The organism is Stenotrophomonas sp. 24(2023), from assembly GCF_030913365.1.
GTDB lineage: Bacteria > Pseudomonadota > Gammaproteobacteria > Xanthomonadales > Xanthomonadaceae > Stenotrophomonas.
This window is the reverse complement of record NZ_CP133160.1, coordinates 2061618-2084883: the sequence shown is the minus strand read 5'-3', so window position 1 is coordinate 2084883 and position 23266 is coordinate 2061618. Positions and strand designations below refer to the sequence as shown.

The following is a 23266-nucleotide window of genomic DNA, read 5'->3' as shown; positions in this document are numbered from 1 at the left end:
TAATGCCAGGAACGCAACCGTCGCGGGCCGGCCGAACCATACTAGTCCATGACTCTACGCATCATCATCGCCGACGATCATCCCGTGGTCCGCATCGGGACCCGTTCCGTGATCGAATCCAGCGGCGTAGGCCGGGTGGTGGCCGAAGCCGGCGACGCACAGGCCCTGATCCAGCTGCTGGCCAGCCAGCCCTGCGACCTGCTGGTCACCGACTATTCCATGCCCGGCAGCCCGCAGGCCGACGGCTTTGCGATGATCGGCATGATCCGCCGCCGCCACCCGGACCTGCCGATCGTGATGCTCAGCGTGTCGAGCAACCTGGCGATCCTGCGCATGGTGCGCGAGGCCGGCGTGCTGGGCCTGGTGGACAAGGGATCGTCGATGGACGAACTGCCCCAGGCGATCCAGAGCGTGCAGCGCGGCCAGTCCTACCTCAGCCGGACGCTGAAGGAGCGCGTGGACGCCGCCGGCAGCGAGCGCATCGCCGAGGAGGAAGGCCGGCCGTTGTCGCCACGCGAGGTGGAGGTGCTGCGCCTGCTGGGCACCGGGATGACGGTCAAGGAGATTTCGCTGCAGCTGCACAAGAGCGTGAGCACCATCAGCCGCCAGAAAGGCGATGCCATGCAGAAGCTGGGCCTGAAGGGCGACGCGGAACTGTTCGACTACCTGCGCGACGGCAAGCTGTAACGAAGCGGTAGTACAAGGGGCGGACCCGGCCCCTTCCCTGCGTGCCATGCCCCCGGCTGCCCCCGCCCTGCCCCGCCGGCTCCATGCCGCCGGCCATTTCGCCCGCACCCTGTCCTGGTCGTTCACCGATCTGGCGCTGGGCTATTACCTGCACGCCCGGTTGGGCCTGCCGGCGGCCCAGACCGGGCAACTGCTGTTTGTTTCGCTGGCCTACAGCGCCGTCCTGGACCTGCTGCTGGCCGCACTGTTCACCGCCGTGCGTGACCAGCGCCGCACCGCCCTGCGCCTGCAGCTGGCCGGGGGAGCAGGCACCGCGGCCAGCGCCTGCCTGCTGTTCCACCCCGCCCTGGCCAGCGGTGGCGAAGAGCGCCTGGCCTGGTTGCTGGCAGCATCGCTGTTGTTCCGCACCTGCTATGCCGTATTCGATGTCGCGCAGAACGCACTGACCTCGCTGCTGCCGGCCGACGACGCCGATGCCGAGCGCTACGTGACCAACCGGGCACGGGTCGTGCCGGCGTCCAAGCTGTGCATCGCGGCCGCCCTGTTTGCCGTGGTGGGCGATGCCGGGCCCGCACAGGCCGGCAACGAGTGGCGGATCAGCCTGGCGATCGGCGCACTGGTGCTGCTGGCAGCGGTTCCGCTGGCCTGCTGGCGCGCACCGCCACTGGCCATGGCCCGCGCGCATGGCCGCAGCGTCGCCCTGCCGATGGCCGCGCTGGGGCCGGTGCTGGTGGCCATCGCCGCCGAGACTGCGCTGACCGGCCTGGCCGGGCGTGTGTTCCCGTTCATCGCCAACGGCGCTGCGCTGACCTTCGCGATGGTCGCCGGCATGGTGCTGGCCCCGTGGATCACCACCGGCATGCAACGGTCGCTGGGCAGCGAACTGCGCACCATCATCGTGCAGACCGTGGCCGGCTGGGGCTGCGTCGGCCTGCTGCTGGCGCAGCCACCGGCCGCGCTGGCGATCACCTGCGCGGCCGGGTACGGGGTGTGCCTGGCCGGGGTCGGGCTGATCCTGTGGCGACGCACGGCGCTGATCGCCCGCCATCACGCCGCGCGGACCGGGCGCCATGACGACCTGACCTGCTTTGCGCTGCTGACCGGCACCATGAAGCTGTCCATTGCGCTGTCCTCGCTGCTGCTGGGGCAGGTGCTGGCCGCCGCCGAGGCCCGTCATGCCGGCGCACTGGACACGGTGCTGCTGCTCACCATCAGCGGCGGCATGCTGTCCATCGCCGCACTGGCACTGGACGCGCGGCGGGGGCAGGCGCGCGCGCCGTGGCTGCCCGGGGGACGGCCATGAGCGTTGCTTCCCCGCCCATCAGCGCCACGCGCCGCCCGCTGATCACCCTGGACACCGACCACAAGCGGATCATCTGGCTGCTGCGCACGCTGGGACCGACCCCGCGCATCACCATCGCCCAGCAGCTGGGCATGCACAACGGCGCGCTGACCCGGTTGACCCGCGAGCTGCTGATGCTGGACGTGGTGGAAGAACGCGGCCAGGTGCTGGCCGGCCAGCGCGGGCGTCCCTCGGTGCCACTGGCGCTGTCGGGCAAGGCCGGCTACGCCGCCGGCGCCACGGTGCACCCGGGCTGGCTGGAAATCGCCCTGGTCGATTTCGCCGGCCACATCGTCACCCGCGATGTGATGGCGTTCGACAGCCCGGACCCGAACGACTTCGTGCATGCGGTGGACCAGCGCCTGCGCGTACTGGCCACGCAGAGCGGGCTGATGCGCTCGCGCTTCCTCGGCCTGGGCGTTGCCGTGCCGGGCCCGGCAGTGCAGACCGGTCCTTCGCGCCGGCACACCGTGGACTGGCTGCATGGCTGGCGCGAGATCGACAACGACCATTTCTACGAGGACTACTTCGGCTTCCCGGTATGGGTGGAAAACGATGCCACCCTGGCCGCACTGGCCGAGTACTACGACAGCGGCCTGATCGGCGAGTGTGCCTCGGCCCTGCTGCTGTACCTGGGCCACGGCGTGGGCGGCGGGGTGATCCACCGCCGCGACGTGATGCGCGGTGAATTCGGCAATGCCGGCGATATCGGCCGCCTGTTCCGCATGGCCGCCCCGCGCCCATCCGGCATCGACCTGCTGGCCACCCTGCGTGAAGCCGGCGCGGACATCCATTCGCTGTTCGATCTGGAACACCACCTGGACCGCCATGCCGAGGTGGTCCAGGCGTGGGCCGCGCGCGCCGGCGAGCAGCTGGGGTTTGCCGCCAACACCGGCGTGGCCTGGCTGGACCCGGGTGCGGTGATCCTGTCCGGTTCGCTGCCACGGCCGGTGCTGGAAGCCGTCGGCCAGCACCTGCAGCCGGCGCGCTGGAGCAGTGCGCTGGACATCCTGCGCCACCCGGTGGTGCATGTTTCGCGGCTGGGCGGCTCAGCGGTGGCCGTCGGTGCCGCCCTGCTGCCGATCCACCAGCTGGGCGCGGACGGGATCGGGTAGGCCGCCCGCACCGTGCAGGATCTGGCGGGCCGCCGGCTTTAATTGTTTATTTCCGCAGAAGTAAACAATTCCGTCACGAACGGGGCCTACCGTGCGCCGTCAGCCCCTTCCACCCTCCGTACGGTAGCCCTCCCGATGAACATGAACCGCCTGGTGCTGGGGATCTCCCTGGCGCTCGCCTCCCTGCATGGCGCGGCCGCCGCCGCCGCAGAAGCCCCGGCCGCCGCGCCGGCCTCGTCCCGCCAGGACGCCAAGGGCAGCAGCGATGCCGCCACCCTGGACACCGTGGTCGTCACCGGCGCCGCACGCACCCAGCGCCGCTTCGATGCCTCCTACGCGGTCAACTCGCTGACCCGCGAGGACGTGCAGAAGCTGGCCCCGAAGAGCTATGCCGACCTGCTCGGCAGCGTGCCCGGCATCCACGTGGAAGCCACCGGCGGCGAAGTGCAGAACATCACCCGCCTGCGCGGTATCCCCACCGACCGCGGCTTCATCGCCTTCCAGCAGGATGGCCTGCCGCTGTACCACGAGCTGGACGGCAACTTCTTCAACTCCGGCGATGGCATGAACCGCATCGACGTGATGAACCAGCGCGTGGAAGTGGTGCGCGGTGGCCCGGCGCCGATCTATGCCAGCAGCGGCGGTGCGATCGTCAACAACATCCTGGCCGAAGGCTCCGAACAGACCCAGGGCAAGGCGCAGGTGACGGTGGGCGACACCGGCCTGTACCGCGGCGAGATGTACCAGTCCGGCGCACTGGGCAAGGACACCTTCTACGCGGTCGGCGGCTTCCTGCGCGAACACGACGGCTACCGCGACAACGGCTTCCCCAATGACAAGGGCGGGCAGATCCGCGGCAACATCAAGCACTACTTCGACGACACCAGCTGGTTCAAGGTCAGCGGCACCTTCGTCGATGACCACAACACGTTCTACCTGCCGATTCCGGTGGCCGACCCGCGTAACCCGAACGTGTCGCTGGACCCGTACATCAACTACTTCACCGGCACCCTCAATTCGCCCGCGCTGCGCAGCGTGAACCTGAAGTACCTCGACGGCGCCGGTGCGCTGCAGAGCATGAACCGCGACCTGGCCGATGGCCGCCACATGCGTTTCGGCAACGTCGGCTTCCAGTACGAGAACAGCGCCAGCGACTGGACCATCTCGTTCAAGTCCGGCTACACCAAGGGCCGCAACACCTTCGATGCGCTGTACTCGACCACCAACCCGGTCGATGGCACCACCTTTGCCAACAGCTACCTCAATGCAGCGCGCGCCGCCTTCGGTCCGGGCGTGGCAAGGATGGGCTACGCACTGGCCGGAAGCAACGGTGCGTCGGTATACAACCCCAATACCGATTCCGGGCTGGTGATGTCGGCGCAGTACCGCGCGGCCGATTCGGATTTCTATTCCGGCCAGGCCGACCTGAGCGCCACGCGCCTGTTCGAAACGGGCATGGGCACCCATGACCTCAACGTGGGCGTGTACACCGCCTTCTTCGGCAGCACCGCGCTGAACGTCTACCAGGACATGCTGCTGCAGGTGCGTGGCAAGCCGGACCTGCTGGACCTGGTGGCCTACGATGCCAACGGCAATCCGCTGGGCTATGTCACCGACAAGGGCACCCTGCGCTACACCACCACGCTCAACCGCGGCGAAGTGGATGCACGCATGTTCGCCGTGTACGCCAACGACACCTGGACGATCACCGACCGCCTGAAGATCGACGCCGGCATCCGCCATGAGCGCTACCACTACCAGGGCTATGCCGAGCAGACCGCGCAGGCCAACCTGGGCGATCCGACCACGCTGGCCGACAACACCACGCGCCGCTTCACCGGCGTGGTGCAGAACCACGAACTGAGCCCGAAGGCGACCAACTGGACGATCGGCGCCAACTACGACCTGACCAGCGCGATCGGTGCCTATGCACGCGCCTCGCACATGGAGGTGGTGCCCAACTCCTCGGTGGCACGCAGCATCGACCCAACCATCGTCACCACCAAGCTGGACCAGTACGAGCTGGGCCTGAAGGCCGCCTACGGCCGCTCCTACCTGTACCTGACCGCGTTCTACACCAAGTTCGATCCGCTCAATGCTTCGTTCGTGGCGTTCAACCCGGTCACCGGCCGCAACGACCAGTCGGTGCCGTTCATCGGCACCGCCGTGTCCAAGGGTGTCGAGCTGGATGGCATGTTCCGCGCCACCGACTGGTTCAGCGTGTCCGGTGCGGTCACCGCCAGCGACCCGCAGTACAAGGACCTGCAGAATGATTCCGGTGCCGACCCGGCAGCGGTCAACGGCAAGCAGATCGTGCGCGAGCCGAAGCTGTACGGCAACCTGCGCCCGAGCGTGAACTTCACCGTGGGCGACAACGCATTCGAGACCTGGCTGCGTTACGACTTCGTCGGCAAGTCCTACGTCGACCTGTTCAACCAGACCGCGCTGCCGGCCTACCAGACCCTGGGCCTGGGCGTGTCCTGGAAGCGCGGCAACTGGGGTGCGCAGCTGGTGGGCGACAACCTGACCAACGAAAAGGGCCTGACCGAAGGCAACACCCGCACCGATGCGCTGGCCGGCCAGGGGTCGGCCGAAGCCATCTACGGGCGCCCGCTGTTCGGCCGCAACTTCCGCCTGATGGTCAGCCGGAGCTGGTGATGCGGGTACCTGTGGCAACGATGCTCGCGCTGCTGCTGGGCAGCGCGCTTTCGCTGCAGGCCACCGCCCAGGACCGCAGCAGTGCGGCCCTGGCCGGGCGCCTGTTCCCCACGCTGCTGCAGCTGCAGCCGGACACGCTGCCGGCCGCCGCACGCGGGGTGCTGGCCCAGCGCCGGCAGCAGCTGGCCCGGTGTGGGCAGCAGGTGGCGTGCACGCTGGAGGCGGCCGCGTGGACACCGGCGCAGATCGACACGCTGGCGTCGGCTGCACCGGACCGCAGCGCGGCCATCGGCCGCGAACTGCGTGGCCTGAACGGCATCCTGGCGGTGTATGGGCATGGCGAGGCACCGCGCTATGCCGCCATCGACGGGCCCACGGGCACCGCCGGCAGCCCCCGGCTGGCGCAGGACGTGCTGGCCGCCGTGCAGATGAGCGATGTCGACCAGCAGGCTGCGTACACCGCGCTGGACCGCAGCATCGCGCTGGCCGTGGGCCTGCTCGATGCCAACGACCGGCTGGATGCGATCCGCTTCGAACCGATCAGCGAAGGGACGAACGCAGCCGCGTTCGCCCGTGCCCGCGGGCTGGACTGGAAGGCCTGCCGCTACACCGCGATCATCGTGCTCGGCCAGGGCCCGGATGAACTGACCACGCCGATCAGCGCGGGCAGCAAGCTGCGTCTGAAGGCGGCGGCGCAACGTTACCTCGCCGGTGATGCGCCCTACCTGATCGTGTCCGGTGGCGCGGTGCACCCGCGCGGTACGCGCAGCGTGGAAGCCCTGCAGATGCGGCAGGCGCTGATCGAGCGCTTCGGCATTCCCGAGGCGTCCATCCTGATCGAGCCCTACGCACGCCACACCACCACCAACCTGCGCAATGCCTCGCGCCTGCTGGCAGCGCTGCAGGCGCCGTCGCAGCAACCGGCACTGGTGGTCAGCAGCCCGGCGCACATCGATTCGGTGGCCAGTGCGCAGTTCAGCGAACGCAACCGCAGCGAGCTGGGCTATCTGCCGGGCACGGTGGGCGAGCGCGTGTCGCCCTATGCGATCCGCTTCGTACCGGCCGCGGCATCGCTGCGTATCGACCCGGCCGATCCGCTCGATCCCTGAGCGCGCCGGCGGCTCAGGCGTCGCCGCCGGCCTTGTGCGCGTGGCGGCGGCGCCAGGCGGCCGGTGTCACCCCGAACCGGCGCAGGAACGCCAGGCGCAGCGTATCCACGCTGGCGAAGGCCACGGCGGTGGCCACCTGCTTGGGGGCCTGCCCGGCCTCCAGCAGGTCGCGGGCCTGCTCCACGCGCAGCCGCTCCAGCCACGCCATCGGCGTGCTGGCCATTTCGGCCTGGAACACCCGCGCGAAACTGCGCGCGGACATGCCCGCCTGTGCGGCCAGGCTGGCCACGCTGTGCCGCTCATGCAGGCGCGTGGCCAGCCAGCGCTGCAGCTCCTGCAGGGCCGCACGGGGGGCCTGCGGGGCATCATCACCACGGGCGAACTGGCGTTGGCCCCCCTCGCGGCGGAAGAACAGCACCAGGTCATCGGCCACGGTGCGCGCGACGTCACGGCCCAGGTCCTCCTCCACCAGGGCCAGCGCCAGGTCCATGCCAGCGGTGACCCCGGCCGAGGTGCGCAGGCCACGGTCGGCCACGTAGATCGCATCGGCCTCCACCTGCACGGCCGGATGGCGCGCGGCCAGCTGCGCCGCATAGGCCCAGTGCGTGGTCAACCGGCACGGCTGGTCGAGCAGGCCCGCCTCACCCAGCGCGAACGCGCCGGTACAGACCGCACCATGGCGGCGCGCACGTGATGCCTGCTGCGCCAGCCAGCGCGCGGTACGGCCGTCCAGCGGCCGTTGCGCATGGTCGGGGCCACCGGCCACCAGCAGGGTATCCAGCGGCGCGCCCTCGGCATCGAGCACGCTGTGCTGGGCCAGCAGCTCGACGCCGGCCGAACTGCGCACCGGCCCACGGCCCGGCCCGACCACCGACAACGCGTAGTCCACGCGGCCACGGACCCGGTTGGCCTGGGCGAACACATCCAGCGGGCCGGCCACATCCAGCAGTTGGAAGCCCGGCAGGGCCAGCAGGTGGACTGCGCGGGGTGGGGGCGGAGAGGGGGTGCGCATTCTGGCAGTCTAGCGCGTATCACGATGAATCCCGCCATGCCCCTCCGGGCCCAGCATGGGGCTCCCCTCACCGGAGTGCCCCCATGTCCCTCGCCTTCGACAACGTCAGCGTCCCCGACAGCGCCCTGGCCCGGCAGATCACCGAACTGGTCCGCGATACCGCCTCGCCCCTGCTGTTCCATCACTCCAGCCGCGTGTACTGGTTCGGCGCGCTGGCCGGCCAGCGCCGGCAGCTGAACTTCGACCGCGAACTGCTGTATGCCGGCGCGATGTTCCATGACATGGGCCTGGTGCCGGCCCACCGCTCACCCGACCAGCGCTTCGAAGTGGACGGCGCCAACGTCGCGCGGGACTTCCTGCGTGCGCGTGGCATCGATGAAGCCGACATCACCCTGGTCTGGAACGCGATCGCCCTGCACACCACGCCGGGCATTCCCGAGCACATGCACCCGGTGGTGGCACTGGTGACCGCCGGCGTGGAAATGGACGTGCTGGGCCTGACCCATGCCGAGTACCCGGCGGCGCAGCGCGAGGCGATCGTCTCGCTGCACCCGCGCGGCCCGGATTTCAAGGAGCAGATCCTCCAGGCCTTCCACGATGGCATCTGCCACAAGCCCCACACCACCTTCGGCAACGTCAAGGCCGATGTGCTGGCCGACAAGGACCCGCACTTCCACCGTGGCAACTTCTGCAGCGTGATCCGCGGTTCCGCCTGGGCATAGGCGCTGCCCGGCAGCGCCACGGCCCGGCCTTGGCGCTACCGGGATGCGTCGCCGACATCGCCGGCACTGTCACAGGTGCGTGCCGGCGGGCACAGCCGATCCAGCAGGGCCAGGGTGACGCCATTGCTCCAGCCGAAGCCGTCCTGCAGCGGGTACTCACCCCCGCCCCCGCCCGTGGCCGATCCGTCCACGACGTACTTCTCCACCAGCTTGCCGTCGCGGTCGTACACCGCCTGCACCGTGCGCAGGAAACGCACGCCGATCTGCCGCGCCAGGCCCTGCTGGCCGTAGCGCTGCAGCCCCTCCACGGCAATCCACTGCAGCGGTGCCCAGCCATTGGGCGCATCCCACTGCTGGCCGGTGTTGACCGTGGTGGTCAGCAGGCCACCAGAGCGCAGCAGCTGTGCCCGCACCGCACCGGCCGTGGCGCGCGCCTGCGGGCGGCGGGCCACCTGCAACCACAGCGGATACAGCGCCGCCGCGGTCAGTGCTGGCCGCAGCTGGCCGCTGTCGCGGTCCAGATCGCCGTACCAGCCGTTGTGGCTGTCCCACAGCACGCGGTTGATCGCCTGCCGGCGCGCCTGTGCCAGCGCATCGAAGCGACGGGCCTGCGCCGTCTGGCCATCGGCGCGGCTGGCACGCGCCAGGGTGGTTTCCAGGTGGTACAGCAGGCTGTTCAGATCCACCGGCACGATCGCGGTGGTGTGGATGCTCGACAGTGCAGATGGATCGGCCAGCCAGCGCGAACTGAAATCCCAGCCCGATTCGGCACCGGCGCGCAGATCGCGATAGACCTGCGCGGGTGCACGTTGCGGTGCCTGCGCGGCAGTGGCCAGGTCATCGGTCCACGATTCGGTGCGCGGTACCGCGCGCGCGTCCCAGTAGCGGTTGAGCAGACTGCCATCGGCCAGCCGCACCACACGCTCGCTGGCGGCACCCGGCGCCAGCCCCTGCGCACCGCGCATCCAGAACGCATGCTCGGTCTGCAGCGGTGGCAGGTAGCGGCGGTAGGCGGCATCGCCTTCGTGGGTCGCCAGCAGGTCCACCATCAGGCTGAAGAACGGCGGCTGCGAACGGCTGAGGTAGTAGCTGCGGTTGCCGTTGGGGATGTGTCCGTAGGCGTCCAGCTGCCAGGCGAAGTTGTCGACCATGTCGCGCACCTGCTGCCAGCGGCCACTGGAGGCCAGGCCGAGCAGGGTGAAATAGCTGTCCCAGTAATACACCTCGCGGAAGCGCCCGCCCGGCACCACGTAGGGGTGTGGCAGCGGCAGCAGCGAGCCGTGCGCGGGAACATCCTCGCTGTGCCGGGTCAGCACCGGCCACAGGCCATCGATGTGCGCGCGCAGTGTCTGCCCGGCCGGCGGCACGTAGGCGACCGTCGCGGCCGGCAGTGTGAAGTGCGTGGCGACGAACTGCGGCAGGGCCTCGCCCGCGCCGGCCTGCGCCTGCTGCCAGGCCTGCAGCACCGATGCCGGCGCCGCGTTGGGCACGGCATCGGCGAAGGTCTTCTGGTCCTTGAACAGATGCGCGCCCTGCACCTGCTGGAACAGGGGCTGCAACTGCTGGTCCGGTGGTGCGGGAACCTCCGCCGCCGCAGTCGCGGTGGCCAGCAGCAGGCAGGTCAACAACCGGGTCGGATGCATCGGGTGGCTCTCGTGGGTGCGCTGGCCACACCATAGACGCCCCTGCGTGCAGAAGGGCTGCAAGCGCGCTGCACCGGGCCACGCCGAACCTGCCGCAGCGTGCGCGAACAGTGCAGAATGTGCAGGAAAAATTATCTCAAAACAACGACTTGCCTGTTATCGCAACGCGTTCACGTCTTGCATACTCTGCCGTTCCGGGCGACCGGGGAGGAGACGAATTGAACACGTATGGGCATCAGCGACGAGCTATGGAGACGGATTGAAGTACTGATTCCGCCGCCCTTGAGAACACAGGACAAGCCCTATGTCCGCCGCCAGGGGGGCGGGCGCAAATCGCGCAACCAACGTGCAGTGTTCGATGCGGTGCTGCATGTGCTGCGCACGCGCTGCGCCTGGCAGGCACTGCCCAGCGAACTGGGCAGCGTCAGCACCACGCACCGCCACTTCAAGCGCTGGGAGAAGGACGGCTTGTTCGACGCGATCTGGGCCCAGGGCCTGGCCGAGCACCCCGAACTGCGTGGCGTGCACTGGCAGTGCGAACCCCACAGCAGCAATGGCGCGGTACGTTGGCGCCCGGTCAGTGGGGCGCCGCGCGGGCGCCCGCGCAAGGGGGTGCGCGATGAGCGCGCGCGCTCCGTGGTGGCCGGCAAGGGGGATACGTCCATCGCACTGGTCAGCGCCCTGCAGCGGTTTATTTCGAGACAGGGATGAGTTCAAGGCGCCGCTGCCGCAGACGTTAACCCCGGGGATCATCGACACCCGCCAGCAAGGAGCTGCATGAACTTCCTCACGTCCACCAAGGTCGGCACGCGCCTGGCCCTGGGCTTCGGCCTGCTGCTGCTGATGCTGGCCCTGTCGTCCGCGCTTTCGCTCTACCAGCTGCACGTGGTCAACCGGCACGTGCAGGACATCACCCAGCTGCAGAACCACAAGACCCAGCTGTTCTGGCAGCTGCGCAGTCTCAACCTGCAGACCGAGCAGACCACCCGCGACCTGCTGCTGGCCGCACCGGAACAGCGCGATGGGTTGCTGGAAAAGGCTGCAGGACTGCGCAAGGACTACCAGCAGGTGCGCGATGAACTGGCCAGCCTGCGCTTCGATGCCCGTGGCGAGGTGGTGATGAAGGCGATCGCCGGCACCGATGCGGCTGCGCATGCCGCCAACTCGCGCATCCGCGCGCTGGTCCACGATGGCGACATCGCGCAGGCCACGGCCCTGCTGCATGGCGAAGCCGGCCCGTTCTTCGCCGCACGCGGCGCCGCCATCCAGGCCGGCATCGACCTGCAGCGCTCCAACACCGCCATTTCCAGCGAAGGCATCGATGCGGCGGTCAGCCTGGCCAACCGCGTGCTGCTCGCCTTCGGTGCGCTGGCGGCCATCGCCGGCCTGCTGCTGGCCTGGCTGATAACCCGCAGCCTGACCGGGCCGCTGGGCCGCGCCACCGCCGTGGCCGATGCGATCGCCCAGGGCCGCCTGGACAACAGCATTCCACCACAGCCCGGCGATGAAACCGGCCGCCTGCTGACCAGCATGCGCCACATGCAGGAACAGCTGCATGCGGTGCTGCGCGCGCAGTCGGCCATGCACCGCGAGCACGACGCCGGCCGCATCAGCCATCGCATGGATGAAGCGGCCTTCCCCGGCGCATTCGGGCAGATGGTGCGCGACACCAATGCGCTGGTGGATTCCCACCTGCAGCTGCTCGCCCGCGTGTCGGCGCTGATGGGCCGCTATGCGATCGGTGACCTGTCCGATGACATGGACGTGCTGCCGGAAGAAAAAGCGGTCATCACCGAATCCATGGCCACGGTCAAGCGCAACCTCGGGGCGGTCAACCAGGAAATCAGCCGCCTGGCCGGTGCCGCCGCACAGGGTGATTTCTCGCAGCGGGGCGACGCCACTGCCTTCCAGCATGCATTCGGCACCATGGTCGCGCGCCTGAACCAGCTCATGGCGACCGCCGACGACAACCTGGCCACCCTGTCCACCACGCTGCAGGCCATCGCTGCCGGTGACCTGACCGTGCGCATGGACGGCGAGTTCCACGGCGTGTTCGCCACCATGCGCGACGATGCCAACAGCACCGTCGCCCAGCTGACCCGTATCGTCTCGCGCATCCAGCACTCCAGCCTGGCCATCAATGCCGCCGCCAGCGAGATCGCCACCGGCAACAACGACCTGTCGCGGCGTACCGAGCAGCAGGCCGCGAACCTGGAGGAAACCGCCGCCTCGATCGAGGAGCTGACCTCCACCGTGCGCCACAATGCCGACCACGCGCGGCAGGCCAACCAGCTGTCGATCGGCGCGGCAGCGGTCGCGGGCGAGGGCGGCCAGGTCGTCGGCCAGGTGGTGGCGACGATGGCGCAGATCCAGGGCGCATCACACCGCATCGCCGACATCATCTCGGTCATCGACGGCATCGCGTTCCAGACCAACATCCTGGCGCTCAACGCCGCCGTCGAGGCCGCGCGTGCCGGCGAACAGGGCCGCGGCTTTGCCGTGGTCGCCGCCGAAGTGCGTGCGCTGGCCCAGCGCAGCGCCACGGCCGCCAAGGAGATCAAGGACCTCATCAACGATTCCACCAGCAAGGTCGAAACCGGTTCGGCACTGGCACAGCAGGCCGGTCGCACCATGGAGGAACTGGTGGAATCGGTGCAGCGCGTGACCGGCATCATGGCCGAGATTTCCGCGGCCTCCTCCGAGCAGGCCGCCGGCATCGAGCAGGTCAGCCAGACCGTGATGCAGATGGATGAAACCACCCAGCAGAATGCCGCGCTGGTGGAAGAAGCCTCCGCTGCCGCCTCGGCGATGGAATCGCAGGCGCGTGACCTGGCCCAGGCCGTGTCGGTGTTCCGCATCGCCGAGGCCGAGCGCGGCACGCCCACCGTGCGCCCCGCCCTGAGCCTGGTGCACTGAGCAACCGCCGCCCCGCCACCGGGACCTGGGCAGGGCGCCCGGTGGCGGGGTGTCAGCGGGACGCCGTCGGCTGCAACGCGTCCAGCACCCGGCAATCGGCCATGCGGCCGCCGGGGCAGTTACCGATCATCCGCTGCAGTTCCTCCTGCAATGCCTGCAGATCACGGATGCGGCGGCTGATGTCGGCGATGTGCAGGCGCACCACCTCGTCCACCTCGCGGCAGGCGTGTTCGCGCTGTTCGCTGAAGGCGATCAGTTCACGCACCTGTTCGATGGAGAACCCCAGTTCGCGCGCGCGGCGCACGAATGCCAGGCGGCGCTGGTCACCCACGTCGTAGCAGCGGTAATTGCCCTGCGAACGCAGCGGTGCCCGCAGCAGGCCGATCTTTTCGTAGTAGCGGATGGTTTCGGCCTTGGTGCCGGTCTGCCGGGCCAGCTGGCCGATGCTGAAGGAGGTGGACATGGCTTGACCTTGTAGGGGCTACAAGGTTGATAAAGGCGCCTGTTCCCCCTTTCAAGGCCGGGCCGGCCCCGGATGTGCCATGGACCACTGCTGCAGCCACAAACGTTCGGAACTGGAAGCGCTGGCCCTGCACGGGGCGCAGCGGCGCGTGCTGGTCGCCGTGCTGGTCATCAACCTGGCGATGTTCTTCATCGAGTTCGGCGCCGGGCTGGTGGCCCGCTCCAGCGCCCTGCAGGCCGACGCGGTGGACATGCTGGGCGATGCCATCGTCTACGGCCTGAGCCTGTGGGCGGTGAACCGCGGCGCACGCTGGGAGGCCGGCGCCGCGCTGGCCAAGGGCCTGATGATCCTGGCCTTCTTCGTCTTCATCGCGGTGGAAGTGGCGTATCGCGTGGTCAACGGGGTGCCGCCGGCGAGCGGGCTGATGCTGCTGTTCGGCGGCATCGCGCTGGTGGCCAACCTGGCCTGCCTGGCCCTGCTGTGGCGCTTCCGCGCACTGAACCTCAACATGAAGAGCACCTTCGAATGCTCGCGCAACGATGTGCTGGCCAACCTCGGCGTGCTGCTGGCCGGGGCCGGGGTGGCCCTGAGCGGGCGCGGCTGGCCGGACATCGTGGTCGGGGCGATCATCGCGCTGCTGTTCCTGGCCTCGGCCGTGCGGGTGATCGGCGAAGCGTGGCCGGCCTGGCGGCGGGCCGCCGCGCAGCCGCGCGCTTGACCTCAACAATGGTTGAGGCCGTAAACAGGACGGCCAGTGGGCGACCACCGGCTTTTCCCGTGAACGGAGCAGCATTGCATGGACATCATGATCATCGGCGCCAGCCGCGGGCTTGGCCGCGCGCTTGGCGAAGGCCTGTGCAAGCCCGGCGACACCCTGACCGGCGTGTCGCGCACCCGCCCGGCGCACCTCACCGCCGCCCGTGGCACGACGGTGCACTGGATCGAGGCCGACCTGTCACAGCCACAGGCCGCCGCCGCGCGGATCGATGCACAGGCACCGCCGGTGCTGGACGTGCTGGTCTGCAACCTCGGCATCTGGGAAGCGCAGGCCTTCAGCGATGCGTACGACTTCCTGGCCAGCCCGGACGAGGAACTGGCGCGCCTGGTGGACACCAACCTCACCGCACTGCTCCTGCTGCTGCGCCGGTTGCTGCCGCGGCTGCTGCGCAGCCGCCAGCCGCGCCTGGTCCTCACCGGCTCGACCTCGGCGCTGCGCCGCAGTGGTCGTCCGGAGGTGGCCTTCGGTGCCACCAAGGCCGCCCTGGACGGCATCGCCGATGCGCTGCGCGAACAGTTCCGCGCACAGCGCCTGGCGGTCACCACGCTGCACCTGGGCTATCTCAATACCGACGATGGCCTGCAGGTGCCACGTGAGGTGGCCGCCGCGCGCGGCGCCGGCACGCGGGTACCCGTGCACGACGTGGTGGCGGTGCTGCGCAGCCTGCTGTCGCTGTCCGATGCCAGCTTCGTGCGTGAACTGGTGATGCCCGCCATTGCCGATCCGCATTTCTGAGCCCGGCACGGCAGTGCCATGGCCCGGGCGGTACCATGGTCGCCCTTCCACCTGCCGCCATGCCGCTGCGCACCGCCCCATGTCCGTTTCCTCCCACCGCGTGCAGGGCCTGAACAACGATTCGGTGGCCGCTGACTGGCCACCGATCACCGCTGCGGAACTGGCCGGGCTGCAGGCGGACTACCCCCAGCTGGCCGGTAACTGCCGGCTGCTCTGGCACAGCCCGCGCCCGCTGTCGGCCGCTGCCATCGTCGAAGCGGCGGCGGGCCGTGTCTTCATCAAGCGCCACCACCAGCGGGTGCGCAGCGTGCAGACGCTGGGCGAAGAGCATCGCTTCATCGCCCACCTCGGCGCACAGGGCCTGCCAGTGGTGCGGGTGCTGCACGACGCGCATGGCGCCAGCGCCGTGGCCCACGGCGAATGGACCTACGAACTGCATGCGCTGGGCGAAGGCCACGACGTCTACCGCGATGCCCATTCGTGGACGCTGGTGGGCGACGTGGCGCAGGCACGCGAAGCCGGCCGCATGCTGGCCCGGCTACACCAGGCCGCTGCGGGCTACGACGCGCCACAGCGCACGACGCACATCCTGGTGGCGCGTGATGCGCTGATCCGCAGCGCCGACCCGCTGGCCCTGCTCGCCGCCAGCCTGCCCGCGCGCCCCGGCCTGGCCCGCTATCTGGCGCGCCAGCCCTGGCAGCAGCAGCTGCAGCGCACGGTGCTGCCCTGGCATGCCGCACTGGGTACACGCCTGCAGGCCGAACCCACGCTGTGGGCGCACAACGACTGGCACGTCTCCAACCTGCTGTGGCGACAGGACGGCGCAGTGCCCCAGGTGCAGACGGTGTTTGATTTCGGCCTGGCCTCGCCCACCAGCGCGCTGTTCGACCTGGCCACGGCCATCGAGCGCAACGCCATTGCCTGGCTGGAACTGGAGCGTGGCGATCAGGCCGTGCGCACGGACATTGCGCTGGCACTGGTCGAGGGCTACCAGCAGGTGCTGCCGCTGGCGCCGGAACGCGTGGCCCTACTGGCCGACCTGTTGCCGGTGGTCCATTTCGACTTCGCACTGTCCGAAGTGGAGTACTTCGAGGGCGTCACCGGCTCGACCGCCAATGCCGACGTGGCCTACCACACCTTCCTGCTGGGCCATGCGCAGTGGTTCGCGGGGGAGATCGGGCAGCGGCTGCTGGCCGCGCTGCGCGGGGCTGGCTGAACGCTTCAGAGGAGCATCCACGCATGGCGTGGATCTACGGGATGGGCGTTCATCCGCGCAGGGTGTGGATCTACAGGCCGCCGGCCGCCGGGGTGCGGCTCGCAAATCCGTACCATTTGTAGTGAAATGGTCACCGAAGCGGGGGTGCCTGGGTCTGCCAGGCTGAGAGAGTCCCTTGGAACCTGATCCGGTTTGCACCGGCGTAGGGAGCTTTGAGCAGTGGGCACACCGCCACCCCGGCCACGCCGGGCCGGTGCACGTTCGCGCCGTCGCTTCGTCTCCTTCTGCCTGATGACGAACCGAATGAACCGCTGCCTGCGTCCCTCCCTGCTTACCCTGGCCCTGTGCGTGGCCCTGCCCGCCCATGCCGATGCCCCCGCCGATGCCGGCGAACGCTCGCCGACCGATCTGGCGGCCGTGCGCGTGCAGGCCCGGCAGGACGGCAACCGTGCGGCGCAGTCCGGCAGCTTCGGCGGCGGCGACTGGAAGAACACGCCGGCATCGGTGAACGTGCTCGACCGCGCGCAGCTGGACACGCTGCAGGTGCGCACGCTGTCCGAGCTGGCCCGCAGCGATGCATCGCTGGGCGACAGCTACGCGCCGGTGGGCTACTACCAGAACATCGCCATCCGTGGCTTCGCGCTGGATACCGCCACCGGCTACCGCTTCAACGGCCTGTCCATGGCCGGCGAGCAGCGCCTGGCGCTGGAAAACCTCCAGCAGGTGGAGATCCTCAAGGGCGAAGCCGGCCTGGCCGCCGGCGTGATGGCCCCGGGCGGCATCATCAACTACGTGGGCAAGCGCCCGGCCGAGGTCCGCACCGTCACCCTGGGCACCGACTCGGAAGGCTCGCGCTACACCGCCGTGGACGTCGGCCATTGGCTGACCCCGCGCTTCGGCCTGCGCCTGAATGCCGCCTGGGAAGACACCCACGCCTACGTCGATCACGCCGATGGCCGCCGCAATTTCTACTCGCTGGCGGCCGACTGGCTGATCAGCGAGCACGGCAAGCTGGAAGTGGATGCCAACTACCAGACCAGCGCGCAGCGCTCGGTATCCGGCTACCAGCTGCTGGGCGGGGTGGCCCTGCCGCACGGCGTGGACCGCTCGCTGATGCTCGGCCACCAGCCCTGGCAGGCACCGGTCAGCATCGCCAGCAGCAACATCACCGCCGCCCATACCTACGATTTCAACGCGGACTGGCAGTCGCGCGTGGCCGTCGGCCACAGCCGTTCGGTCATCGATGACAACGTGGCCTTCGCCTATGGCTGCTTCTACGCCGCGCAGTGCGCCGATGGCAGCGTGCCGGGCAATTACTTCGCCCCCAACGGCGACTACGACATCTACGACTACCGCAGCCCGGACGACACCCGCCGCAATCTGGAAGCGCGCGCCGAACTCCGTGGCCACTTCAGCACCGGCCGCATCGGCCACCAGCTGACCCTGGGCCTGGACAGCTTCCAGCGCACCGTGGACAAGCGCCGCAACGTCAACGAGTACGTCGGTACCGCCAACATCCACGATGCCGACATTCCGGTGTTCGCGCCTTCGCCGCTGCAGCCGGGCGATGCGGTGCGGCGCCTGGACAGCCGCCAGAGGGCCGCCTTCGTGCTGGACCGCATCAGCATCGGTGATGACTGGCAGTGGCTGGCCGGTGGCCGTTTCGTGCGCCTGGACGAGCGGGCCTACGACAAGCGCGGTGCACTGGAACGCCGTGACCGCCTGTCGCGCTTCCTGCCGCAGACCGCCCTGGTGTGGAAGGCCACCGGCGCGCTCAGTGCCTACGCCAGCTACGTACGGGGCATCGCGCTCGGCCAGGAAGCCCCGTTCTGGACCAGCAATGCCGGCGATTTCCTGCCGGCGGTGGAGTCGCGCCAGCTCGAAGCAGGCGTGAAGTTCGCCGCCACCGATGCACTGGACCTGGGCGCGGCGCTGTTCCGCATCCGCCAGCCCTACCAGTACGCCATGCCCGATGGCAGCGCCGCCGGCTACAGCTTCGTCGAGGCCGGCCAGCAGACCCACACCGGGCTGGAACTGAGCGCCAACGGCCAGCTGACCGAGCGCCTGCACCTCAATGCCAGCGCCAGCGTGCTGCAGGCGCGCGTGCATGACACCGGCACGCCCACCTACGAAGGGCACCAGCTGATCAACGTGCCCAAGGCCCGTGCCTCGGTACACCTGGATTACCAGCTGCCGTTCGTGCCGACCCTGGCCGTCACCGGTGGCTGGCGCTATGCCGCGGCCAATGTGGCCACCGCCGATGGCCGCGTGCGTGCGCCGGCCTACCACGTGGTCGACCTGGGTCTGCGCCTGCAGCAGCAGCTGCGCGGCCAGCCGGTCACCTGGAACCTGTCGGTGGACAACGTGTTCAACCGCTTCTACTGGCGCGATACCGGCAGCAGCTCCGGTGACTACTACCTGTTCCCCGGTGCGCCGCGGCAGGCGCGCCTGTCGGTGACCTTCGCGCTATGAGCAGCGCCGTGCTCGAGTGGACCGCGGCGATCTTCAGCGTCGCCGGCGTGTGGCTGATGGCACGCCGGCTGCTGCTGGCCTGGCCGGTGGGCCTGGTGTCGGTCGCGCTGTACGGGCTGGTGTTCGCCGAAGCACGCCTGTATTCGGACACGCTGCTGCAGGTGGCGTTCGCCGCGTTCCTGGCCTATGGCTGGATGAACTGGCGACGCCATGCGCAGCAGGACGGCCAGATCCGCATCGTGCCACTGGCACGCCATCACCTGCTGCGCGATGTGGCCGTGGCGGTGACCGGCGGCGTGGCACTGGGGGCGGTGATGCACTTCCTTACCGATGCCGCGCTGCCCTGGCTGGATGCGATGCTGGCCGCACTGAGCCTGATGGCGCAGTGGTGGCAGGCCCGCCGCCATGTCGCGGCCTGGTGGGTGTGGATCCTGGTGGATGCGGTGTACGTGGGCACCTACCTGGTGAAATCCCTGCACGTCACCGCCGCGCTGTACCTGTTCTTCATCGGCCTGGCAGTGATGGGCCTGCGCGCATGGACGGCTGCGCGGCAGGCGCCACCACCGGTAGCGCAGCAGTCCTCGCCAATCGCCTGAGCCGCGCCCTAGCCGGCGCCGCGCAGCAACGGTGCCAATGGCTGCGTGCGCATGCTCTCGGCCGGTCCGACCAGCGCGAAGGCCACGCCATCGCGTGACCAGTACTGCGCCAGCAGGCGGCCGTCGCGGCGCTCGCCCACCGGCAGCGCGCGGGTGGTGCGCGGGCGCACGTACAGGCCGATGCGCCCGCCATCTTCGGCCTCGTAGACCAGCATCGCCGCCGCACCTTCCGCCGTGGACAGCAGGCGGCCGCCCTGCAGGCGGTAGCCCTGCGCGGACAGGTCCGGCACATCGGCGGCCGAGCCGAAATGGTCCCGCAGCCAGTCGTCCAGCTGCTGGCGGCCCCCGGCATTGAACTCCAGCGGCACGCCGCCGGCAGCGAACAGGCGATAGGCCGACACCGCATCGGCCATCGGCAGGTGGTCGGCCTCGCTGCCCGCGCGCAGCTGCCAGCCCAGGCCGGTGCCCACGCACAGGGTCAGCGCGCAGGCCGCCACCATGCCCAGCCGCTGCCGGCGCCGGGCGACGACACGGCGGCGCGTGGCCGCCAGGTCGAAGGCGGCGGGCAGCGAAGCACTCGCCTCGGTGCCCGCCCACGCCGCGCGCAGGCCGCGCACATCGCTCACCCAGTCATCGATGCGGGCCTGCTGCTCGGGATGGGCCTGCAGCCACGCCAGCACCTCGGCCTGGCGCGCCGGGTCCAGGCGGCCATCCACGTGGGCATGCAGTTCCTCGTCAGTGGGAGGGGTGATGTTCATGGGACTCTCCTCAGGGGCGTGGGGGTGCGCGACGGGCCTTCGTCCAGCTGCCGCAGGCGGTCGCGGGCGCGCGACAGGCGTGACATGACCGTTCCGATCGGAACGCCGAGCGCGTCGGCGGCCTCGCGGTAGCTCAGGCCCTCCACCGCCACCAGCATCAGCAGGGCGCGCTGCTCAGCCGGCAGCTGGTTGAACCGGGCCAGCGAGGCGCGGCCATCATGCACGCGCTCGGCCGACGGTTCGGCATCGCGTGCCGGGGCACCGAACAGCTGCACCAGGCGCTGCCAGCGCGTGCTGCGGCGCTGCTCGTCGATGAACTGGCGGTACAGGATCTGGAACAGCCAGGGCTTGAGCGCCTCTTCGTCACGGCGGCTGCGCCAGCGCGTCAACGCACGCTCCAGCGTGGCCTGCACCAGATCGTCGGCGCCGCTGGCGTCGTGGCACAGCGAACGCGCGAAGCGGCGCAGGGCGGGCAGCAGCTCGCGCAGGCGTTGGTCGTCAAGTTCGTCCATCACGGCATTCCGGGGGCAGGGCAAGGGGTCCATGGGTAGGACGACCACGGGCGGCCATTATTCCCCCGCATCCGGCCCGGGAATAGACAGCGCCCCCGCGCGTCCTACCCCTAGATCCCCCGCCCGGAGCCCGGAATGTCCCAGCCACCGCCACGCCGCCCTTCCCCCCTGCTGCGCCTTCGCCCCCTGCTGCCCCTGGCCGGCATCGGCGCGATCGTCGGCGCCGTCACCCTGGCCTTCGCCTGGAGCGGCGGCCACCTGCCTTCGCGCACGCTCGATGCCCCCACCCTGATCGGTGCCATCGAGCGCAGCAGCCCGCCCCAGCCCGGCTTCCGCCGCTCGCACAGCAAGGGCACCTGCGTGCTGGGCACGTTCACCGCCAGCGGTGACGGCGCGGCCTGGTCCTCGGCGCGGGTGTTCACCCAGCGCAGCGTGCCCGTGCTGGGCCGCCTGTCCTACCCCGGTACCGACCCGCACGCCGCCGATGCCAAGGCCCGCGTGCGCAGCCTGGCCCTGCTGCTGCGCACCGACGATGGCCAGCAGTGGCGCACGGCGATGAACAGCTCGCCCTTCTTCGCCGTCGCCACGCCGGAGGATTTCAAGGCGCAGGCCGAAGCAGCCACGCCCGACCCCGCCACCGGCAAGCCGGACCCGGCGCGGATGGCCGCGTTCCTGGCCGGCCACCCGCAGGCCAGGGCCTTCCAGGCCTGGGCCAAATCGGCACCGTGGTCCAACAGCTGGGCCAACACCCCCTACAACAGCCTCAACACCTTCATCGGCACGGCCGCCGATGGCAGCCGCCATGCCCTGCGCTGGACACTGCGCCCGCAAGCGCCGTTCGTGCCGCTCAGCCCCGAGCAGCGCGAGCAGGCCGACGCCAACTTCCTGGTGCAGGACCTGTCCGCGCGGCTGGCCGCCGGCCCGGTACGCTGGGACCTGGTGCTGACCGAAGCCGGCCCCGGCGACCGCATCGACGATGCCTCCTACGCCTGGCCGGCCGAGCGCGCACAGCGGGTGGCGGGCGTGCTGGAACTGAAATCGGCCACCCCGCAGGCCACCGGCGAATGCCGCGACATCAATTTCGATCCGCTGGTCCTGCCGCAGGGCCTGGCCGCCTCCGGCGATCCGCTGCTGGCAGCGCGCTCGGCGGTGTATTCGCAGTCCTTCAACCGCCGCGAACGCGAAATCGCCCGTGGCCAGGCCCATGACGCCATCGGCGAGGAGCGCCCGTGAACGCCCAGACACCGTCCACCTTCACCGCCCTGGCCCGTGCCCTGCATTGGCTGATGGCCGTGCTCATCGTCGCCATGCTGTTCATCGGCGTGGCCATGGTCAGCTCCATCGCGGCGCGGCCGGCGCTGATCGACCTGCACCGGCCCCTGGGCATCGCGATCCTGGTGCTGGCGATCCTGCGCTTGGCCTATCGCCTGCAGCACCGGCCACCGGCCCTGCCCGCCGACCTGCCCAGGTGGCAGGTGGCTGCCGCGCATGCCTCGCATGTGCTGCTGTACGCCCTGATGCTGGCGATGCCGCTGATCGGCTGGGCCATGCTGTCGGCCGGGGGCTATCCGATCGTGCTCAGCGCGGGCCTGCAGCTGCCGGCCATCGCGCCGCATGATGCCGCGCTGTACGCCTGGCTGCGCAGCGCGCACGGCTGGCTGGCCTACCTGCTGTTCGCCGTGGTCATGGCCCACCTCGGCGCTGCCCTGTTCCACCACTGGGTACGCCGCGATGGCGTGCTGCGCAGCATGCTGGGCACGGGCCGCACGCCAGCACACAGCCACGACGCCGGTGATCCTTCGCCCTGAGGCCCAGCGCACACAGTGCGGCCCTAGTCCTCGCTGACCGCGAACCCGGCCAGGGCCGCCGCATCGTCCACGCGCACGCTGCGGTAGGTGGTGGTCAACCAGCCCTGCGCGGCAAACCGGCGGAACGCAGCGGCCACCTGCCGGCGCGAGGCATTGGCCAGCCGCCCCAGTTCGGTCTGGCTGATCGGCAGCGCGTCGGCGCCGGGCACATGCAGGCGGGCCGTGGTCGAGGCGATGCGCTTGTCCACGTCCACGATCTGCAGGTCATGCACGATGCGCAGCAGCACGTAGACGTTGGCCATCATGATCTGTGCGAAGCACCCATGCGCCGCAGGGTCCTGCTGCACCAGTTCATCCATCGCGGCCAAGGGCAGGTGCACCACGCGCACCGGCCCACAGGCGCGCAGGTCCAGCCGCCGCGGCTGGCGGGTCAGGAAGCAGCCTTCGCCGGTCCACGCCCCGGGAATGCCGTACTGCACCAGCCGGCCGGGCTCGCCGGGCGGTGCGATGTCCACCGCCACCACGCCGGACACCAACCCGTAGATGCCGCCCAGCGGGTCACCGCGCCGGTAGATGAAATCGCCGGCCTGGAAATCCAGCACGCGCAGGCGTTCCACCACCCGCGCGCAGAACTGTGATGGCTGTTCCGAAAGCCAGCCATGCGCGCACACCCGCGCCACCGCCTCATCCACCTGCGTCATGCCTGTTCCCCTTCCGGCTGCCC

At 69.9% G+C, this 23266-nt stretch carries 21 protein-coding genes and 1 riboswitch; of the genes, 15 read left to right on the top strand and 6 right to left on the bottom strand.

The window, feature by feature from the left end; translation table 11 throughout:
• Positions 1-48 precede the first annotated feature (48 nt).
• The 5 genes from Q9R17_RS09160 to Q9R17_RS09140 all read left to right on the top strand — a co-directional run bounded on the left by Q9R17_RS09160 (position 49) and on the right by Q9R17_RS09140 (position 6911).
• The gene (locus Q9R17_RS09160) at positions 49-687 is read left to right on the top strand and encodes a response regulator transcription factor (protein WP_308158101.1); all 639 of its coding nucleotides are present in this window, start codon (positions 49-51) and stop codon (positions 685-687) included.
• A 46-nt stretch (positions 688-733) separates the two neighbouring features.
• Positions 734-1990 (top strand): MFS transporter, encoded by a 1257-nt coding sequence (locus Q9R17_RS09155; protein ID WP_308158100.1) that lies wholly within the window; start codon positions 734-736, stop codon positions 1988-1990.
• A complete protein-coding gene (locus tag Q9R17_RS09150) occupies positions 1987-3144 on the top strand; it encodes an ROK family protein (RefSeq protein ID WP_308158099.1) in 1158 nt (385 codons plus the stop codon). The genes Q9R17_RS09155 and Q9R17_RS09150 overlap by 4 nt, the downstream gene beginning before the upstream one ends.
• Positions 3145-3279: 135 nt before the next feature.
• On the top strand, positions 3280-5802 hold the full coding sequence (locus Q9R17_RS09145; RefSeq protein ID WP_308158098.1) for a TonB-dependent receptor: 2523 nt from the start codon (positions 3280-3282) through the stop codon (positions 5800-5802).
• On the top strand, positions 5802-6911 hold the full coding sequence (locus Q9R17_RS09140; protein ID WP_308158097.1) for a YdcF family protein: 1110 nt from the start codon (positions 5802-5804) through the stop codon (positions 6909-6911). Before Q9R17_RS09145 ends, Q9R17_RS09140 begins: the two co-directional genes overlap by 1 nt.
• Positions 6912-6924: 13 nt before the next feature.
• Here Q9R17_RS09140 and Q9R17_RS09135 read toward each other — a convergent pair whose 3' ends face one another.
• Positions 6925-7923: a DJ-1/PfpI family protein gene (locus Q9R17_RS09135; protein WP_308158096.1), complete on the bottom strand. Its 999-nt coding sequence runs from the start codon at positions 7921-7923 to the stop codon at positions 6925-6927.
• Between the two features lie 83 nt (positions 7924-8006).
• On the opposite strand from Q9R17_RS09135, the gene Q9R17_RS09130 reads away from it, so the two are divergent.
• Positions 8007-8645, top strand: coding sequence for an HD domain-containing protein (locus tag Q9R17_RS09130; RefSeq protein ID WP_308158095.1), 639 nt, complete (start codon positions 8007-8009; stop codon positions 8643-8645).
• Positions 8646-8680: 35 nt separating this feature from the next.
• Here the strand turns inward: Q9R17_RS09130 and treA are convergent, their stop codons facing one another.
• Positions 8681-10288, bottom strand: coding sequence for an alpha,alpha-trehalase TreA (treA, locus tag Q9R17_RS09125; protein ID WP_308158094.1), 1608 nt, complete (start codon positions 10286-10288; stop codon positions 8681-8683).
• Positions 10289-10516: 228 nt separating this feature from the next.
• Here treA and Q9R17_RS09120 point away from each other — a divergent pair, with 228 nt between their 5' ends.
• A complete protein-coding gene (locus tag Q9R17_RS09120) occupies positions 10517-10999 on the top strand; it encodes a transposase (RefSeq protein ID WP_308158093.1) in 483 nt (160 codons plus the stop codon).
• 66 nt (positions 11000-11065) lie between these two features.
• Entirely contained in the window at positions 11066-13204 is a 2139-nt protein-coding gene (locus tag Q9R17_RS09115; protein ID WP_308158092.1) for a methyl-accepting chemotaxis protein, read from the top strand.
• Positions 13205-13256: 52 nt separating this feature from the next.
• On the opposite strand, the gene Q9R17_RS09110 is transcribed toward Q9R17_RS09115, so the two are convergent.
• On the bottom strand, positions 13257-13667 hold the full coding sequence (locus tag Q9R17_RS09110; RefSeq protein ID WP_308158091.1) for a helix-turn-helix domain-containing protein: 411 nt from the start codon (positions 13665-13667) through the stop codon (positions 13257-13259).
• A gap of 79 nt (positions 13668-13746) precedes the next feature.
• Between Q9R17_RS09110 and Q9R17_RS09105 the strand changes: the two genes are divergently transcribed.
• The 5 genes from Q9R17_RS09105 (at position 13747) to pnuC (ending at position 19464) form a co-directional block, all read left to right on the top strand.
• Positions 13747-14385, top strand: a complete 639-nt coding sequence (locus tag Q9R17_RS09105; RefSeq protein ID WP_308158090.1) for a cation transporter — start codon at positions 13747-13749, stop codon at positions 14383-14385.
• Between the two features lie 78 nt (positions 14386-14463).
• The gene (locus Q9R17_RS09100; protein ID WP_308158089.1) at positions 14464-15180 is read left to right on the top strand and encodes an SDR family oxidoreductase; all 717 of its coding nucleotides are present in this window, start codon (positions 14464-14466) and stop codon (positions 15178-15180) included.
• Positions 15181-15259: 79 nt separating this feature from the next.
• Positions 15260-16396 carry a phosphotransferase gene (locus tag Q9R17_RS09095; protein ID WP_308158088.1) on the top strand — a complete coding sequence of 379 codons (1137 nt, stop codon included), beginning with the start codon at positions 15260-15262 and terminating at the stop codon, positions 16394-16396.
• 130 nt (positions 16397-16526) lie between these two features.
• Positions 16527-16622: riboswitch (TPP riboswitch) on the top strand.
• A 77-nt stretch (positions 16623-16699) separates the two neighbouring features.
• Positions 16700-18868, top strand: coding sequence for a TonB-dependent siderophore receptor (locus Q9R17_RS09090; protein WP_308158087.1), 2169 nt, complete (start codon positions 16700-16702; stop codon positions 18866-18868).
• Positions 18865-19464: a nicotinamide riboside transporter PnuC gene (gene pnuC / locus Q9R17_RS09085; RefSeq protein ID WP_308158086.1), complete on the top strand. Its 600-nt coding sequence runs from the start codon at positions 18865-18867 to the stop codon at positions 19462-19464. Before Q9R17_RS09090 ends, pnuC begins: the two co-directional genes overlap by 4 nt.
• Positions 19465-19472: 8 nt before the next feature.
• On the opposite strand, the gene Q9R17_RS09080 is transcribed toward pnuC, so the two are convergent.
• Together Q9R17_RS09080 and Q9R17_RS09075 are read right to left on the bottom strand one after the other, a co-directional pair.
• Entirely contained in the window at positions 19473-20222 is a 750-nt protein-coding gene (locus Q9R17_RS09080) for an anti-sigma factor (RefSeq protein ID WP_308158085.1), read from the bottom strand.
• Entirely contained in the window at positions 20219-20734 is a 516-nt protein-coding gene (locus Q9R17_RS09075; protein ID WP_308158084.1) for a sigma-70 family RNA polymerase sigma factor, read from the bottom strand. Before Q9R17_RS09075 ends, Q9R17_RS09080 begins: the two co-directional genes overlap by 4 nt.
• A gap of 135 nt (positions 20735-20869) precedes the next feature.
• On the opposite strand from Q9R17_RS09075, the gene Q9R17_RS09070 reads away from it, so the two are divergent.
• Positions 20870-21967, top strand: coding sequence for a catalase family peroxidase (locus tag Q9R17_RS09070; RefSeq protein WP_308158083.1), 1098 nt, complete (start codon positions 20870-20872; stop codon positions 21965-21967).
• Positions 21964-22542, top strand: a complete 579-nt coding sequence (locus tag Q9R17_RS09065) for a cytochrome b (RefSeq protein WP_308158082.1) — start codon at positions 21964-21966, stop codon at positions 22540-22542. Before Q9R17_RS09070 ends, Q9R17_RS09065 begins: the two co-directional genes overlap by 4 nt.
• Positions 22543-22565: 23 nt before the next feature.
• Here the strand turns inward: Q9R17_RS09065 and Q9R17_RS09060 are convergent, their stop codons facing one another.
• Positions 22566-23243 (bottom strand): Crp/Fnr family transcriptional regulator, encoded by a 678-nt coding sequence (locus Q9R17_RS09060; protein ID WP_308158081.1) that lies wholly within the window; start codon positions 23241-23243, stop codon positions 22566-22568.
• Between the last annotated feature and the right edge of the window lie 23 nt (positions 23244-23266).